At 53.0% G+C, this 14,591-nt stretch carries 15 protein-coding genes; 7 read left to right on the top strand and 8 right to left on the bottom strand.

Going from position 1 to position 14,591, the window contains the following annotated elements:
- Positions 1–42 precede the first annotated feature (42 nt).
- Positions 43–990: a LysR family transcriptional regulator gene (locus tag K5621_RS14330; RefSeq protein WP_039034912.1), complete on the top strand. Its 948-nt coding sequence runs from the start codon at positions 43–45 to the stop codon at positions 988–990.
- A 442-nt stretch (positions 991–1,432) separates the two neighbouring features.
- On the opposite strand, the gene K5621_RS14325 is transcribed toward K5621_RS14330, so the two are convergent.
- The 8 genes from K5621_RS14325 to K5621_RS14290 form a co-directional block, all read right to left on the bottom strand.
- Positions 1,433–3,292 carry a DUF885 domain-containing protein gene (locus tag K5621_RS14325; RefSeq protein ID WP_221049569.1) on the bottom strand — a complete coding sequence of 620 codons (1,860 nt, stop codon included), beginning with the start codon at positions 3,290–3,292 and terminating at the stop codon, positions 1,433–1,435.
- A gap of 216 nt (positions 3,293–3,508) precedes the next feature.
- On the bottom strand, positions 3,509–4,645 hold the full coding sequence (gene hemW / locus K5621_RS14320) for a radical SAM family heme chaperone HemW (protein WP_221049568.1): 1,137 nt from the start codon (positions 4,643–4,645) through the stop codon (positions 3,509–3,511).
- Entirely contained in the window at positions 4,645–5,247 is a 603-nt protein-coding gene (gene rdgB, locus K5621_RS14315; RefSeq protein WP_221049567.1) for an RdgB/HAM1 family non-canonical purine NTP pyrophosphatase, read from the bottom strand. The genes hemW and rdgB overlap by 1 nt, the downstream gene beginning before the upstream one ends.
- Before the next feature lie 259 nt (positions 5,248–5,506).
- A complete protein-coding gene (locus K5621_RS14310) occupies positions 5,507–5,941 on the bottom strand; it encodes a DUF4426 domain-containing protein (protein ID WP_221049566.1) in 435 nt (144 codons plus the stop codon).
- Between the two features lie 62 nt (positions 5,942–6,003).
- A complete protein-coding gene (yggU, locus tag K5621_RS14305) occupies positions 6,004–6,291 on the bottom strand; it encodes a DUF167 family protein YggU (protein ID WP_219160885.1) in 288 nt (95 codons plus the stop codon).
- Positions 6,291–6,842 carry a YggT family protein gene (locus tag K5621_RS14300; protein WP_039034907.1) on the bottom strand — a complete coding sequence of 184 codons (552 nt, stop codon included), beginning with the start codon at positions 6,840–6,842 and terminating at the stop codon, positions 6,291–6,293. The genes yggU and K5621_RS14300 overlap by 1 nt, the downstream gene beginning before the upstream one ends.
- A gap of 23 nt (positions 6,843–6,865) precedes the next feature.
- Positions 6,866–7,684 (bottom strand): pyrroline-5-carboxylate reductase, encoded by an 819-nt coding sequence (gene proC, locus K5621_RS14295; RefSeq protein ID WP_221049565.1) that lies wholly within the window; start codon positions 7,682–7,684, stop codon positions 6,866–6,868.
- 132 nt (positions 7,685–7,816) lie between these two features.
- Complete coding sequence (locus K5621_RS14290; protein WP_221049564.1) at positions 7,817–8,512, bottom strand: YggS family pyridoxal phosphate-dependent enzyme; 696 nt, start codon at positions 8,510–8,512, stop codon at positions 7,817–7,819.
- A gap of 36 nt (positions 8,513–8,548) precedes the next feature.
- On the opposite strand from K5621_RS14290, the gene K5621_RS14285 reads away from it, so the two are divergent.
- The 6 genes from K5621_RS14285 (at position 8,549) to K5621_RS14260 (ending at position 14,582) form a co-directional block, all read left to right on the top strand.
- Positions 8,549–9,586, top strand: a complete 1,038-nt coding sequence (locus K5621_RS14285) for a type IV pilus twitching motility protein PilT (protein ID WP_025009461.1) — start codon at positions 8,549–8,551, stop codon at positions 9,584–9,586.
- 9 nt (positions 9,587–9,595) lie between these two features.
- Complete coding sequence (locus K5621_RS14280; RefSeq protein ID WP_039034904.1) at positions 9,596–10,708, top strand: PilT/PilU family type 4a pilus ATPase; 1,113 nt, start codon at positions 9,596–9,598, stop codon at positions 10,706–10,708.
- A gap of 156 nt (positions 10,709–10,864) precedes the next feature.
- Positions 10,865–11,974, top strand: coding sequence for a hypothetical protein (locus K5621_RS14275; RefSeq protein WP_221049563.1), 1,110 nt, complete (start codon positions 10,865–10,867; stop codon positions 11,972–11,974).
- A gap of 57 nt (positions 11,975–12,031) precedes the next feature.
- Complete coding sequence (locus tag K5621_RS14270; protein ID WP_221049562.1) at positions 12,032–12,628, top strand: glutathione peroxidase; 597 nt, start codon at positions 12,032–12,034, stop codon at positions 12,626–12,628.
- A 34-nt stretch (positions 12,629–12,662) separates the two neighbouring features.
- The gene (gene hemH / locus K5621_RS14265) at positions 12,663–13,676 is read left to right on the top strand and encodes a ferrochelatase (RefSeq protein ID WP_044733989.1); all 1,014 of its coding nucleotides are present in this window, start codon (positions 12,663–12,665) and stop codon (positions 13,674–13,676) included.
- Positions 13,677–13,847: 171 nt separating this feature from the next.
- Positions 13,848–14,582 (top strand): tryptophan 2,3-dioxygenase family protein, encoded by a 735-nt coding sequence (locus K5621_RS14260; RefSeq protein ID WP_071237900.1) that lies wholly within the window; start codon positions 13,848–13,850, stop codon positions 14,580–14,582.
- Positions 14,583–14,591: the final 9 nt, after the last annotated feature.

The raw sequence follows: 14,591 nt of genomic DNA, 5'->3' as shown, positions 1-14,591 counted from the left end.
GAAAGCTTTTACCAGTGTTGTAAACGGCTTAAGGCGACTTTCATGTTAGAACTGTTAGAACCTATCGCTATTTTCACTCATGTCGCCCGTGCCGGCAGCTTCAGTGCCGCGGCGCGTAGGCTTGGAATATCCAAATCCAAGGTCAGTACCCAGGTTGCCGATCTTGAACATAAACTCGGGATCCAGTTGATCCAGCGAACGACCCGTAGCTTAAGCCTCACCGAAGCCGGTAATCTGCTGTATGTGCAGGGGGAAGAACTGCTCCGGGATGCGGATCAGGCGGTGGCCAGTGTGCACAACCTCAATGATGCCACTCGAGGCGTGCTCAAGGTAGGTATCTCCCAGTCATTCGGCACCATGCATATTATTCCGGCATTGCCCGAGTTTATGACCCGTCATCCGGATCTCGAGCTGCAGGTGAGCCTGTTGGACCATAAGGTTGATGTGGTCAGTGAAGGCCTGGATCTGCTGCTGACCATGTCAGAGCAACTGCCTCTGGGAATGGTGGCTCGCCCGCTGATGAAGTGTCAGTTCCTGCTGGTGGCATCCCCCGGGTATGTTGCGGCTCACGGTATGCCGGCTCGTCCGGAGCAGCTGGTGGAGCACAACTGTTTGGTTTACCACGGTGAATGGCATGAGCACAGCGTCTGGCAATTCAAGAAGGGCGATGATTACTGTGAGATAGGGGTTTCGGGTAATTTCAGAGTCGACAATGCGCCGGCGCTCAAGTCTGCCGCTGTCAGTGGGCTTGGGGTGGTTTATCTCGCCAGCTATCTGCTGGAAGATGAAATAGAAAAAGGTACTCTGGTTCCCCTGCTTCCCGATTGGCAACTGACTCATCATCTGCCGCTGCAGGCGGTTTACCCCAGACGTAAACACTTGGCTCCCAAGGTGAGTGCCTTTATCGAGTTCATTAAGGATCACATAGGTACGCCACCTTATTGGGACAAAAAATATGCGGATCTGTTTGCCCAACGCCAGGAAAAATAAAGAAATATCGTTCTTATAATAGAACAATGAAAAACACTCAAGTTTCACTTGAGTGTTTTTTGTTTATATATCATATGGATGTTGGGGTTTTATTGGTTTTTTAACCGCTTTATTGTTTGATGGCCTTTAAAGATTTTTTAATAACTCAGTTGCAGTCTGTTCTGAAATCAATACAATGGTTGCAGTTGATTCGGGTGGAACCAACATACGGGTGTGCCGCGGGACTGACCCCTCCTGCTGTAGACTGCTTGGTTCAGCACAGAGTGTTAAGCCCTTATCAATGCCGACCCAGGTTTTCGAACTAAAACAATGTCGGCCTTAAAACCATCATCCTGATTTTGGTTTACCCCGGCCCTGGTGGCCGGGGTATTTTTATGCCTGTTTTCAGAACGGAATCAAGCGTATAAAAAAGCCGCTCAAGGGAGCGGCAGTTGATTCAGTTTCAAGCCTGGCTTTGCGCGGCCACCCAGTCTTTTACTTCCTGCTCCAGTACATCCAGCGGCAAGGGGCCGTTTTGCAATACCAGGGTGTGGAAGGCGCGAATGTCGAAACGCTCACCCAGCGCCTCCTTGGCGTAGGCTCTAAGCGCAAGTATCTTGTTCATCCCCACCTTGTAAGCAGTTGCCTGCGAGGGCATAACTATGTGCCGCTCAACCATTTTTACTGCGTCAGATTCGGCATTGGGAGTGTTGTCCATGTAATAGGCTATGGCTTGTTCTCGAGTCCATTTCTTGGCATGGATCCCGGTATCTACCACCAAACGGCAGGAGCGCCATAGCTCCATCGCTAATCTGCCAAAGTCTGAGTAGGGATCGCTGTAAAGCCCCATCTCCTTGGGGAAGTACTCACTGTAAAGGCCCCAGCCCTCGATATAAGCCGTGTAAGAGCCGAAGCGACGGAAGCTGGGAAGTCCTTCCAGTTCCTGGGCTATGGCTATCTGCATGTGATGCCCGGGGAGCCCTTCATGGTAGGCCAGTGCCTCCATCTGGTATTTGGGCATAGCCATTATGTCATAGAGGTTGGCATAGTAAGTTCCCGGGCGACTGCCATCGGCCGAGGGCTGGTTGTAGAAAGCCTTGCCGGCAGACTTCTCCCTGAAGGCTTCCACCTGTTTGACTATCAAAGGCGCCTTGGGCTTTACCTTGAATACTTCATCCAGGCGCGAGTTCATGTTATCGATAAGGGCGATGGCCTCTCTCAGGTAGGCTCGGCGGCCAGCGTCATTGTCCGGGAAGTAGAAGTCCTCATCTTGGCGCATAAACTCGAAGAAGGCTTTGAGATCGCCCTTGAAGCCAACTTTGTCCATGATGGCGCGCATTTCGCCGTGGATCCTGGCGACCTCGTCCAGTCCTAATTGATGAATAGTATCGGCGCTCATCTCTGTGGTGGTGGTATTGGCCAGGGCATTGTTATAGAAGGCGCTGCCGCTCGGGAATTTCCAGACACCATCTCTGCTGTCGGCCCGTTTTTCCAGGGTTTCGAGATAGGCAATCAGCTTTTGGTAAGCTGGCCTCAATTGTTTTTTGAGGGCGATGGCGGCTTGATCCAGCAGTTTATCTTGGGTGTCTTCATCCAGCTTGAGTTTTGCCAACTTGCCCTTGAAGTCGGCCCAGATAGCGCTGTCCGGCTCACCATCAAACGGCGCGCCATGAATAATATTGCGACTGTCTGAAAGCACATAGGGGAATACGAACTTGGGGGCGATTATGCCTTCCTCGGCGCGAACCTCGAGGGCGGTGATCAGCTGCTCAAACAGCTCAGGAACCCCGGCTATACGGCTGATATAGGCGCGGGCATCGGCTTCGTTGGCTATCGAGTGTTGGTTTATCAACAATGAAGGTACCAGCGAGTGAATGCCGTACATCTGGTTGACCGGGTAGTTGTAGTGGCGGAACTTATCATCGCGGATCTGGCGTTGCAGTTTGGCAGTCAACAGCTCCAGGCTCAACTTGCTCTGTGGGTCCAACTTTGTCGGATCCAGTAGTGACAGACGCTCAAGCTGCTGCTTGGCGCGAGCAAGCGCGGCATCATCGGCCGCATCTCCCAGCGAGTCCCACTTGCCGTAATCTGTTTTGATACCAAGAAAGGTCTGCCGCACCGGGCTGGCGGCAACATCTTCGTTGAAGATGGCTTCAAACAGGGCGTTGGCTTTGGCGGATTCGGCCTTGATGACCTCAGGAGCCAGGTTTGATGCTTGGTTACTCTGCCCGGAGACGGAGGCTTGGGCGAGAAGGGGATAACTGCTGCTTAAAACGGCGCCAAGGGCCAGCGTCAACAGACTTTTTCTTATGGTTATAGGCATGGACAACTTCCTTTTTGCTTGGCAATGGCAGGCCGGATGACGATGGCCCGAGTCAGGAAAGACGCACAGAAACCGCGACTGCTATGGCTCATTTGCGTCTAAAGAAGTTCATCCTAATGAAGTTGAGTAATTAAGTATTGGCGTAAATGTTAGAAAATATTTCCTCTTGCTGCTTTCGCTTTGGCAGCAGCAAGAGGAGGCTAATAAGAGATGGAGTTAACAAAACTGCGATAGCAGATCGTTGACGAACATATGTCCCTTGTTGGTGAGCTTCCAGTAGCCGGGAGTGATCTCCACCAGCCCGCGCTCGGCGGCCTGCTGCATGCCTTTATCCAGGGTGTTGGCCGCAACGCCGGTGCGCGCTTCAAATTCGCTCCAGGGGATGGGGCTCATCAGTCGCAGCCTGTTCATCAGGTACTCCAGCGCCCTGTCTTCCGGCAGCACGTTACTTACCTCAAATAGATAATCCTCTGTGGCCAAATAACCCTTTGGATGTTTTATCTTTACCGTGCGTACTATGCGGTCCTGCTCCGGTAGCGTCAGCTTGCCGTGGGCGCCGCAACCAATTCCCAGATAATCACCGAATTCCCAATAGTTGAGGTTATGGCGGCACTGAAAACCGGGTTTGGCGTAGGCGGATATTTCATACTGCTGGTAGCCAAGGGCTGCAAGTCTTTGCTGGCCCTGTTCATAGATGTGCCAAAGCGCTTCATCGTCCGGCAGCTGCGGCGGGCGTGAATGAAACAGGGTATTGGGCTCTATGGTGAGCTGATACCAGGACAGGTGCGGAGGATTGAGCGCCGCCGCCGTGTCGATATCGGCCATGGCCTCTTCAAAGCTCTGGTTCGGCAGACCGTGCATCAGATCCAGGTTAAAGCTCTGGTATCCGGCTGCGGCAACGCCTTTGGCGGCGTTGACGGCTTCATCCTTGCCGTGAATTCGCCCCAGCAGGTTGAGCTTGTCTTTGGCAAAGCTCTGCACACCTATGGAGAGGCGAGTGACACCTGCGGCGCGGTAAGCGCTGAAGTCATCATGTTCCAGAGTGCCTGGGTTGGCCTCCATGGTGATCTCTATGTCATAGGCAAAGGCAATGCGCCGGTTCACGCCTTGCAGCAGCCTGCCTATCTGGGCAGCATCGAACAGAGAGGGGGTGCCGCCACCGATAAAGATGCTGTGCAGTTGCCGGCCTTGAACATAGTGCAGGTCGGCGTCGAGATCGCCAAGCAGGGCATCGACATATTCTTGCTGCGGCAGCTCACCCTGTTTTCCGTGAGAGTTGAAATCACAGTAAGGGCATTTCTGCACACACCAGGGAATATGAATATAGAGACTTAGCGGTGGCAGCGTCAGCATCAGCCGAGGATCCCCTGTTGTTTGAAGGCTTCAAGCAGCAATTTCAGCGCCTTGCCTCTGTGGCTGAGATGGTTCTTTTCATCACTGCTGAGCTCGGCGGCAGTTTGCTGGTAACCACAGGGAATGAATACGGGATCATAACCATGGCCATTGTCACCCTTGGGTTCAAAACCTATTTCCCCTTCCCAAGCGGCCTGGCAGATGATGGGAGTCGGATCCTTGGCATGACGCATATACACAAGTACACACTGGAAACGGGCGGTACGGGGGGCAGGCGTTGCCTCTATGGCGCCAAGCAGCTTGTTGTAGTTGCCTTCATCCGAGGCGTTGGTGCCACTGTAACGGGCGGAATAGATGCCGGGAGCGCCGTCCAGAGCATCAACTTCGAGGCCGGAGTCATCGGCGATAGCGGGCAAGCCGGTGATTTCGGCGGCATGGCGCGCCTTGATAATGGCATTTTCAACAAAAGTGGTGCCGGTTTCTGCCACTTCAGGCACGTCGAATTGGTTTTGTGGCAACACCTCAATATTGAAGGCGCTGAACATCTCGGCGAATTCTTTGAGTTTTCCCTTGTTGCCACTGGCAAGCACTATCTGTTTCATCTTGGATTTTCCTTATTTCGCAATGCCGACAATAGTACCATTTTGCAAAAGAGTTTACTCACTCAGCGACAATGAAAAGGCGCGAAAACAAGTAGAGCAGTGGAAGGTTTATCGGTAGCAATCGACATTGGTCTAGGCCAATCTGGTGTGAGCCTGAATGGCCGATGTCGCTTCTTTAAGCCGGCGGTCAATAGCCACTCGGGGCGGCCATAAAAAAACGCCGCTTATTCGGCGGCGCTCTATTGACGGAATGTACCGCTCAATCGACGTAGAATTTCTGTTTGAAGGTCAGAGTGGTGTTGAGCTCGTTGCCGTGTTTGATCAGGATTTGAAAGTTAATCTCCTGATCGTCGCGATAGGGCACCTCGGCAATATAGTAGATGGCATCACCCTCGCGAATTTCGCGGAATTTCAACTGCATTCTGGCATCGATAAGATTGTTGGCCAGGCCGGATATCTCGACCGATACTGCCGGATTGCCCTCTTCACTGGTATCCAGTACGGCGATATTGATGATACCCGTATAACGGCTGCGTTCTATGCCATAGTTCTTGGCGATGGATGGGGTCAAAAAGGTGCTGCCCAGCGCCATATAGTGGATATCGAAATGGCCGACGGCCTGCTTCTGTTCGGCCTGAGCGACACCGGCCAGAGAGCCGAGGCACAAAAGCAGGGTCAAAAATTTGCGCAACATAATGCTTTACCTGAGGTTAAGTGTGTTGAGTTGATTATAGTCCCTTGTCTGCTGCGATGGCATCAGAGCAAGGCCTCGATTTCTGCGGGCAGTATCTTGGGCGACTCAATACGCACCTGCTTATGGCGGCCCAGCTCTCCCTTGACTATGACTATCTGCCCCTTGGGCACCTTGAAGGCCTTGGACAGATACTTGGTCAGGTGGGCGTTGGCCTTGCCGTCCACAGGTGGCGCGGTAATGGCCACCTTGAACTCTTCACCATGCAGGCCAACCAGTTGATCCCGGCTGGCCTTGGGCTGGATATAGAGATTGAGCAGCAGATCCTGCTGCTCCCAGCTAACAGCTTTCATCAGGCAATGGCCCAGAAAGGAATTGTCTTGGCCAGCAGTATGTTAATGAAATTCATCAACACCATCAGCACCAGCAGTGACAAGTCCAGCCCGCCCATGGGCGGCAGGAAGCGGCGAATGGGCGCCAGCAGTGGCTCGGTCAACTGCATCATCACATACTCAATCGGATTGCGGCCCTGGCTGACCCAACTGAGGATGGCGCGGATGATCAGGATCCAGAACAGCAATACCCCAGCCTTTTTAAACAAGGACACCAGCGCAAACATCAAGGTGGCAACCAGGTTGAACTCCTGGCCCGCCATCAGGGTCAGCAAGAGTATTTTGACCACCACCACCAGCAGAGCCAGCACCACAGAGGCCGTATCCAGACTGCCTATGGAGGGTAGTATCCGCCGCATGGGCGCCACAATCGGGTGGGTGGCCTTGACGATAAACTGGCTGAAGGGGTTATAAAAATCTGCCCGCACCAGCTGCAGCCAGATCCTCAGTATGACTACCATAAAATAAAGGTCGAATACGACTGTAATCAGGTAAATCAATGCGTCATTCATGAAAAGTTTCGCCCTTGGGTCGTTTAGAATTCTTTGGCCATGGCTTCAGCCCTGGCAATACAGTTGTTCATTGCTTGTTTGATCAGTCCCTTTAGATCACCCCGTTGGAAGGTTTCCACCGCTTCATGGGTGGTACCGCCCTTGGAGGTGACATTCTGCCGCAGTTGGCCGGCGCTCAGCTGAGGATTTTGAATCATCATCTGTGAGGCACCCAGCGCCGCCTGCTGCACCAGTAACCTGGCCTTGGATTCATCTAGCCCCAGTTCTTTGGCCGCATCCATCATGCCTTCCATAAACAGGAAAAAATAGGCCGGAGAGCTGCCTGCCAAGGCGATCACCAAATTGAGATCCGCTTCTTTGTCTACCCACAGGGTCTCGCCGCCACTGGCCATAATCTGCTGACAAAGATCTTTATCCGCCTGCTCAACCCCACTTGCGGCATAAAGGCCTGTCATGCCACAGCCAAGTTGGGTTGGGGTGTTGGGCATAGTGCGGATAAGCTTAATCTGTTGGCCGAAGTAGTCATTGTATCTGGCGGCCGGGATCCCTGCCGCTATGGTAATAAACAGCTTATCGGCCAGCGGCAGTGTTGCCAGTTGCTCACACACCTGTTGCATCAGTTGCGGTTTGACCGACAGCACTATGATATCGGCCCAGTCACAGGCGGCTTGGTTGTCTGTGGTGGTGAGGATGCCGAAATCGCACTTGAGGGCATCGAGTTTAGCTGTACTTGGGTTGCTGGCCTGGATCAATTCAGCCGGATAACCGCTGCCCACCAGCCCGCTGATGATACTGCGGCTCATATTGCCGGCGCCGATAAAACAGATTTTCTTTTGAGCCATGCGGTCCCCTGTCACTTGTGATTGGAGTGTATCCCGCATCGGGTTTGACCGTGCGGGAGATATTAGTATTTGGGCCAATACTATCAAAAACAAGGTCTCAGCGGCCAATCTCAGATCTTATTGGCTGGTTTATCAGCCGTAGTTACGCTCGCCGAAAATAGCGCTGCCGACTCTGACCATGGTAGAGCCCTTGGCGATGGCGAGCTCAAGATCCTGACTCATACCCATGGACAGGGTATCTACCTGTGGAAACTTGAGCTTCAGTTCGGTAAACAGTTGCTGCATGTGCGACAGCTCCGCCTCAAGCCTTGGACCTTCACCGGCACTGGGAATTGTCATCAGTCCCCTGAGTTTGAGGTTGGGCAATGAGTCCACCAGGCTTGCCAGCTCAAACATCTCGCTCTGTGTTGCTATTCCTGCTTTGGAACTCTCACCCGAAACATTGATTTGGATGCAGATTTCCAGTGGTTGCATGCCTTCTGGGCGCTGCTCCGACAGGCGGCGGGCGATCTTTTCCCGCTCCAGAGTGTGCATCCAATGGAAGTGCTCGGCGACAATTCTTGATTTATTGGATTGCAGCGGGCCGATAAAGTGCCATTCTATATCGGGACAGCGCTGCGCCAATTCCATGGCTTTCTGTTGCCCCTCCTGGACATAGTTTTCGCCAAAGCAACGTTGCCCGGCGGCATAAGCTTGTTCAATGTCGGCGACCGGCTTGGTCTTGCTGACAGCCAGCAGCTTGATCTCGCTTGCATTTCGGGACGAAATTTGCGCCGCTTGAGCTATCCTGCGCTGGGCTAGTGCCAGTCTGTCTGCTATTGTTGTCATGATGTAAACTTTTTGGTTGAACGGATATCCCAAACTATGGAAATCACTGAATTATTGGCCTTTAGTGTAAAGCATAACGCTTCGGATCTGCACCTGTCGGCCGGTGTGCCTCCCATGATACGCGTCGATGGCGAGGTCAGAAAGATTAATGTCCCTGCGCTTGATCACCAAGGGGTTCACAGACTTGTCTACGACATAATGAATGACAAGCAGCGTAAGGATTATGAAGAGTTTCTGGAAATCGACTTTTCCTTTGAAGTTCCCAATCTGGCGCGTTTTCGTGTCAATGCCTTCAATCAGTCCCGCGGCGCCGCCGCGGTTTTTCGTACTATTCCCAGCGACATTTTGACTTTGGAACAACTGGGCGCGCCGGAAATCTTCAAGAAAATCGCTTCATATCCTCGCGGCCTGGTGCTGGTAACCGGCCCGACAGGTTCGGGTAAGAGTACCACCCTGGCGGCGATGATAGATTACGTCAATGAGAACCGCCACGATCATATTCTCACCATTGAAGACCCTATCGAATTCGTGCACCAAAACAAGCAATGCCTTATCAACCAGCGGGAAGTGCACCGCCATACCCACAGCTTTAACGCCGCCCTCAGAAGCGCCTTGCGTGAAGACCCGGATGTCATCCTGGTCGGTGAGATGCGGGATTTGGAAACCATACGCCTGGCGATGACCGCAGCAGAAACCGGCCACTTGGTGTTCGGTACCTTGCACACCACCTCGGCGGCCAAGACCATTGACCGTGTGGTTGACGTATTCCCCGCAGGCGAGAAGGACATGGTGCGTACCATGTTGTCTGAGTCGTTGCAGGCGGTTATCTCCCAGACCCTGATCAAGAAGGTTGGCGGCGGCCGGGTGGCGGCCCATGAGATCATGATGGGTACCCCGGCTATCCGAAACCTTATCCGTGAGGACAAGGTGGCACAGATGTATTCTGCTATCCAAACCGGTATGGCTCATGGCATGCAAACCTTGGAGCAGAGCCTGCAGAACCTGGTGAATCGCGGCTTGATCAGTCGGGAAGATGCCATGGCCAAGAGTTCCAACAAACAAGCGAATTTCTAAGGAGTCCCCATGGACGTCAGACCTTTTCTCAAGGCTATGGTGGAGCGTAAGGCCTCGGATCTCTTTATTACCGCGGCCTTTCCTCCCAGTGCCAAGGTGGACGGTGAACTCAGACCCTTGGCGGAAAACGCCTTTACCCCGGCGCAGTCGCTGGAGTTTGTTGAGTCTTTGATGACGCCGGAGCAGAAAAAAGAGTTTCACGAGACCCGCGAATGTAACTTTGCCGTGGGCGCCAAGGAGTTGGGGCGTTTCCGGGTCAGTGCCTTCTGGCAACGGGAGTCGGCGGGCTGCGTGATGCGGCGCATCGAAACCAAGATCCCTACGGTGGAGCAGCTGTACCTGCCGCCCATTCTCAAAGACTTGGTAATGAGCAAGCGCGGATTGGTGATCATGGTAGGGGGAACCGGTACGGGTAAGTCTACCTCGCTGGCGGCACTTATCGGTTACCGTAATGCCAATGCCAGGGGACACATACTCACCATCGAAGATCCGGTGGAATTTGTTCACCAACACGGCAAGAGCATTATCACCCAGCGGGAAGTGGGTATAGATACCGAGTCGTTTGATGCGGCGCTCAAGAGCTCATTGCGCCAGGCGCCGGACGTTATCCTTATCGGTGAGATCCGTACCCAGGAAACCATGGAGTTTGCCCTGTCGTTCGCCGAAACCGGCCACTTGTGTATGGCAACTCTGCACGCCAACAACGCCAACCAGGCGCTGGATCGCATCATGCACCTGGTGCCTGAGAGTAAGCACCAACAGCTCTTGTTTGACCTGTCGCTTAACTTGCGCGGTATTGTGGCCCAGCAGCTGGTACCCAAGGTGGACGGCAGCGGTCGGCGCGCCGCCATCGAAGTGCTGATTAACACTCCCAGGGTGGCTAGTCTTATTCAAAAGAACGAGCTGCACGTGCTTAAGGAGACCATGGCCAAGTCCAACGAGCAGGGGATGCAAACCTTCGATCAGGCGCTGTTCAAGCTCTACTGTGAAGGGGAGATCAGTTACGCCGATGCACTGCATCATGCTGATTCGCCAAACGACCTGCGACTGATGATTAAACTCCACAGCAACGACACCGGTAATTCAGGTTTCATGGAGGGGGTCACCCTGGATATGGATTAATAGGTTGATACCGTTTTCAGTAGGATTTTAACTACTCTACTTGGATGAAAGGGCGTCACTCTGACGCCCTTTGTGTTGATATTGAGTGGATTGTTCGAAAAGTGGTGGCGGTTTTGTTATTGTGTTGCGCCTGTTTTGTGAAAGGATGAAAGGGGAATGCAATTGCAGCAAACCACTTTATTTTCAGTTTTGGGGCTGGCGCTGGCCGGTTGTTTCTCTCTGCCGGCCGCGGCCGTGCCGGTTTCCGACGAGCTGGATATCGGCGGAGCGGTACGAGTCAACTATGGCTGGAAAGACTATGATGACGATGCCAAGTTAGAGTTCGAGCTGTTTCGTGCCGATGTCAAATACGACAATGGAGAACTGTTTGCATCGGCTCAGTATCGTTGGTATCAGGATCAGGATGTGATCCAGCATGCCTTCTTTGGCTATCGTTTTTCAGAAAACTCGGACATTCGCCTCGGGGTCACCCAGGTGCCTTTCGGTTTGCTGCCCTATGCGGCTCATTCCTTCTGGTTCGGCGCGACTTATTATCTCGGCTTTGAAGACGACTATGATGCCGGTATTCACTGGCAGTACAACAAGGACGGCTGGCGCTACGATCTCGCCTGGTTTGCCAATGATGAATATGGCGACGGCAGTCGCTTCAAGCGTTATTCCTTCGATGTCGCCACCACAGAAAACGCCCCCTATGAAGAGGCAGGGCGGTTTAACGCCAGAGTCGAGCGCAGCCTGAAGTATGGCGAGTTTGCCCATAAACTGGGCGCCTCTGTGCAATACAGCCGTTTGGACTACAAGCCCATGGCCGGCGCCGTTGCCGGTGAAGACACTGATGGCCTGGCGGTAGCCGCCCATTGGCAAATGGATTGGCACGCCTGGCAGACTCAGGTGCAGTATCTGCATTATGACTATGACATGCCCGGCGAGCGTTTGGCGCTGTCGGCCTTTGCTTACCCGTTTGAAATAGCGGCCGAGGCTGATGTGCTCACATTTAACCTGTCGCGCAGCATAGACGTTGATTGGGGCCCTATTACTCAGCTCAACTGTTATAACGACTACAGCCAGGTATTTGCTTCGGGGACCGGGTTGGATGACTCGGTGCAGAATGTCACAGGGTGTGCCATCAGTGCCGGTAAGTTCTATTCTTATGTCGACTGGATTGCCGGTAAAAACATGTGGTTTGTCAACGGCCCCGGTATAGGCATTGCCGAAGGCGACAGCAGCTGGCATTCAAGGCTGAATATCAATGTCGGCTTCTATTTTTAACTGCTGAAGCTAAACTGCTGTAGAGTGCAAACAAGAGATCAAACAAATGGAGGTGTTATGCTGAAGACATTCAAGCCCCTGGCAAGATTGAATTTAACCTTGCCGACATTGAAGGGACTGGCTTTGACTGGTTTGGCTTTTACAGCATGGGTTTTGGCACCCACGGTGGCTGTTGCCGGTCAGTGCCCCGATTACCTCAATATCAAGTTGAGAAAGCTCCATTCCCAGGAGTCTATCGACCTGTGTGAACTCACCCAAGGTAAACCTGTGCTTCTGGTCAATACCGCCAGCAATTGTGGTTTTACGCCTCAATTCAAGGCGCTTGAAGCCCTGCATAAGGGCTACCGCGAGCGTGGGCTGGTGGTGATAGGTTTCCCATCCGATGACTTCTTCCAGGAAGAAAACCAAGAGAAAGATACCGCCAAGGTGTGTTACATCAACTATGGCGTAACCTTCACCATGGTGGCCACTTCAGCGGTTCGCGGCAGCGATGTGAACCCGGTATTTGCTTATCTGGGGCAGCAGGCCGGCGCGCCCAAGTGGAACTTCTACAAGTACCTGGTCAGTGGCGATGGGAAACAGGTGCAGAGCTTTAACTCCAGAGTTAAACCCGATAGCGATGAATTGATCAAAGCGATTGAATCTGTGCTTTAATATCTGACTTATTGATTTTCTATCTGAGGTGATTTTGGCTAAGTTTATCGGTCTTGATAAAGACAAGGGCCACGCCGGGCGTGGTAAAACCGGGATATTGCTGTTGAATCTGGGGACGCCGGACGCACCGACACCCGCGGCGGTGCGGCGTTATCTGGCCGAATTTCTCTCCGATCCCAGGGTGGTGGAGATCCCCAAGGCGCTGTGGAAGCTTATTCTCCATGGCATTATTCTCAGGGTCAGGCCGGCCAAATCGGCGGCCCTTTACCGTGAGGTGTGGACTGATAAGGGCTCGCCACTGATGGATATCAGTGAGCGCCAGACCCAGGCCTTGGCTGAAAAACTCAAGGCCGAAGGCGTTGAAGCCGAAGTTGCCTTGGCGATGCGTTACGGCAACCCGGCGGTGGGCGATGTGCTCAAACGCCTGCACAATCAAGGGGTCGATAAACTGGTTGTGCTGCCGCTCTATCCTCAATATGCCGGTCCTACCACGGGCTCTGCATTTGATGCCATAGCCAAAGAGTTGACTCAATGGCGTTACCTGCCGTCACTGCACTTTATCCATACCTACCACGATAATCCGCTGTTTATCGAGGCGCTGGCCGAGTCCATCGAAGCTGACTTTGCCCAACACGGCAAACCGCAGAAATTGGTGCTGTCGTACCATGGTATGCCGGAGCGGAATCTCAAGCTGGGCGACCCTTACTACTGCTTCTGTATCAAGACCTCAAGATTGTTGGCCGAACGTCTTGGGCTGGCAGAGGATGATGTGATCAGCAGCTTCCAGTCCCGTTTCGGCAAGGCCAAATGGCTGGGCCCTTACACGGATGAAACCATGATGGCTCTGCCAAAGCAGGGGATCACAGATGTAGCCGTTGCCTGTCCGGCATTCAGCGCCGACTGCCTGGAAACTCTGGAGGAGATTGCCGGGCAGAACCGTGAGTTCTTCGAGCAGGCCGGTGGTAAGTCATTCCGCTATATAGCGGCGCTCAACGACAGGCCGCGCCATATAGAGATGATGGCGGAGTTGGTTCGTCCCTATCTGTAAGCGCTCGTCCCCCTATCCAGGGCTGCAGTCCGGCAGCCCTGCCAACAATATTTGACACTGCCGCTGTTTGCGGATCGCTTCGCTGCCCTTGTTGCCTGCCACGCTATGCCTTAGCTTGGCAAGTTGAATGTTAATTTATGGTTAACAACAGAAGAATAAGGATAAGGCATCATGGATCGCGAGCAGATATATGCCAGCATGGCCGGAGAGGGTCGACTGGATTATGAAAAGTACCTCAATACTCCCAAATTGCTCAGCTGTCAGAAGCCCTATGAGCAGCTGTGTAACGCCGATGAGTTGCAGTTTCAAATAGTGCATCAGTCGGAGGAGTTGTGGATGAAGCTCATCTGTTACACCCTGCTGGAGATTGATGAGCGTATGGCCGCAGGGGAGACCTTTAAGGTGTTGACCCTGTTTGCCCGGGTACATAAGGCGATGGGGTTTCTTATCGAGCAACTGAGTATTCTCGACACTATGTCCATCAAGGATTATCAGGCAATTCGGCTGCAGCTGGGCAACGGCAGCGGTCAGGAGTCACCGGGATTCAGAACCCTGTTGCAGCTTTATAAGCCGCTGTGGCTCACCTTTGAGCGAGTCTACCTTGAGCAAAAGGGGCTGACAGTCGAGCAGATATACAACAGTGAATACCGTCATGATGAAAGCTATATGGTGGCCGAGGCCATGATAGAGTACGACCAGCTGTTTCAGCACTTCCGTTACCATCACATCAAACTCATTCACAGAAGCATAGGCATAGACAGCATGTCGCTGAAGGGGCGCAGCACTGAAATCCTCAACTCAGGTATGAAGATGCAGTTTTTCCCTAAACTATGGCAAATTCGCGGTCAAATGACAGATATCTGGGGCGGTGTTTACGGTGTCAAACGCGACTCGATTGCCGACTGAGGAGCCTGG

The sequence above is a fragment of the Shewanella carassii genome, from assembly GCF_019670705.1.
In the GTDB taxonomy this organism is placed as follows: Bacteria; Pseudomonadota; Gammaproteobacteria; order Enterobacterales; family Shewanellaceae; genus Shewanella; species Shewanella carassii.
This window is presented reverse-complemented; position numbering and strand designations above follow the sequence as displayed.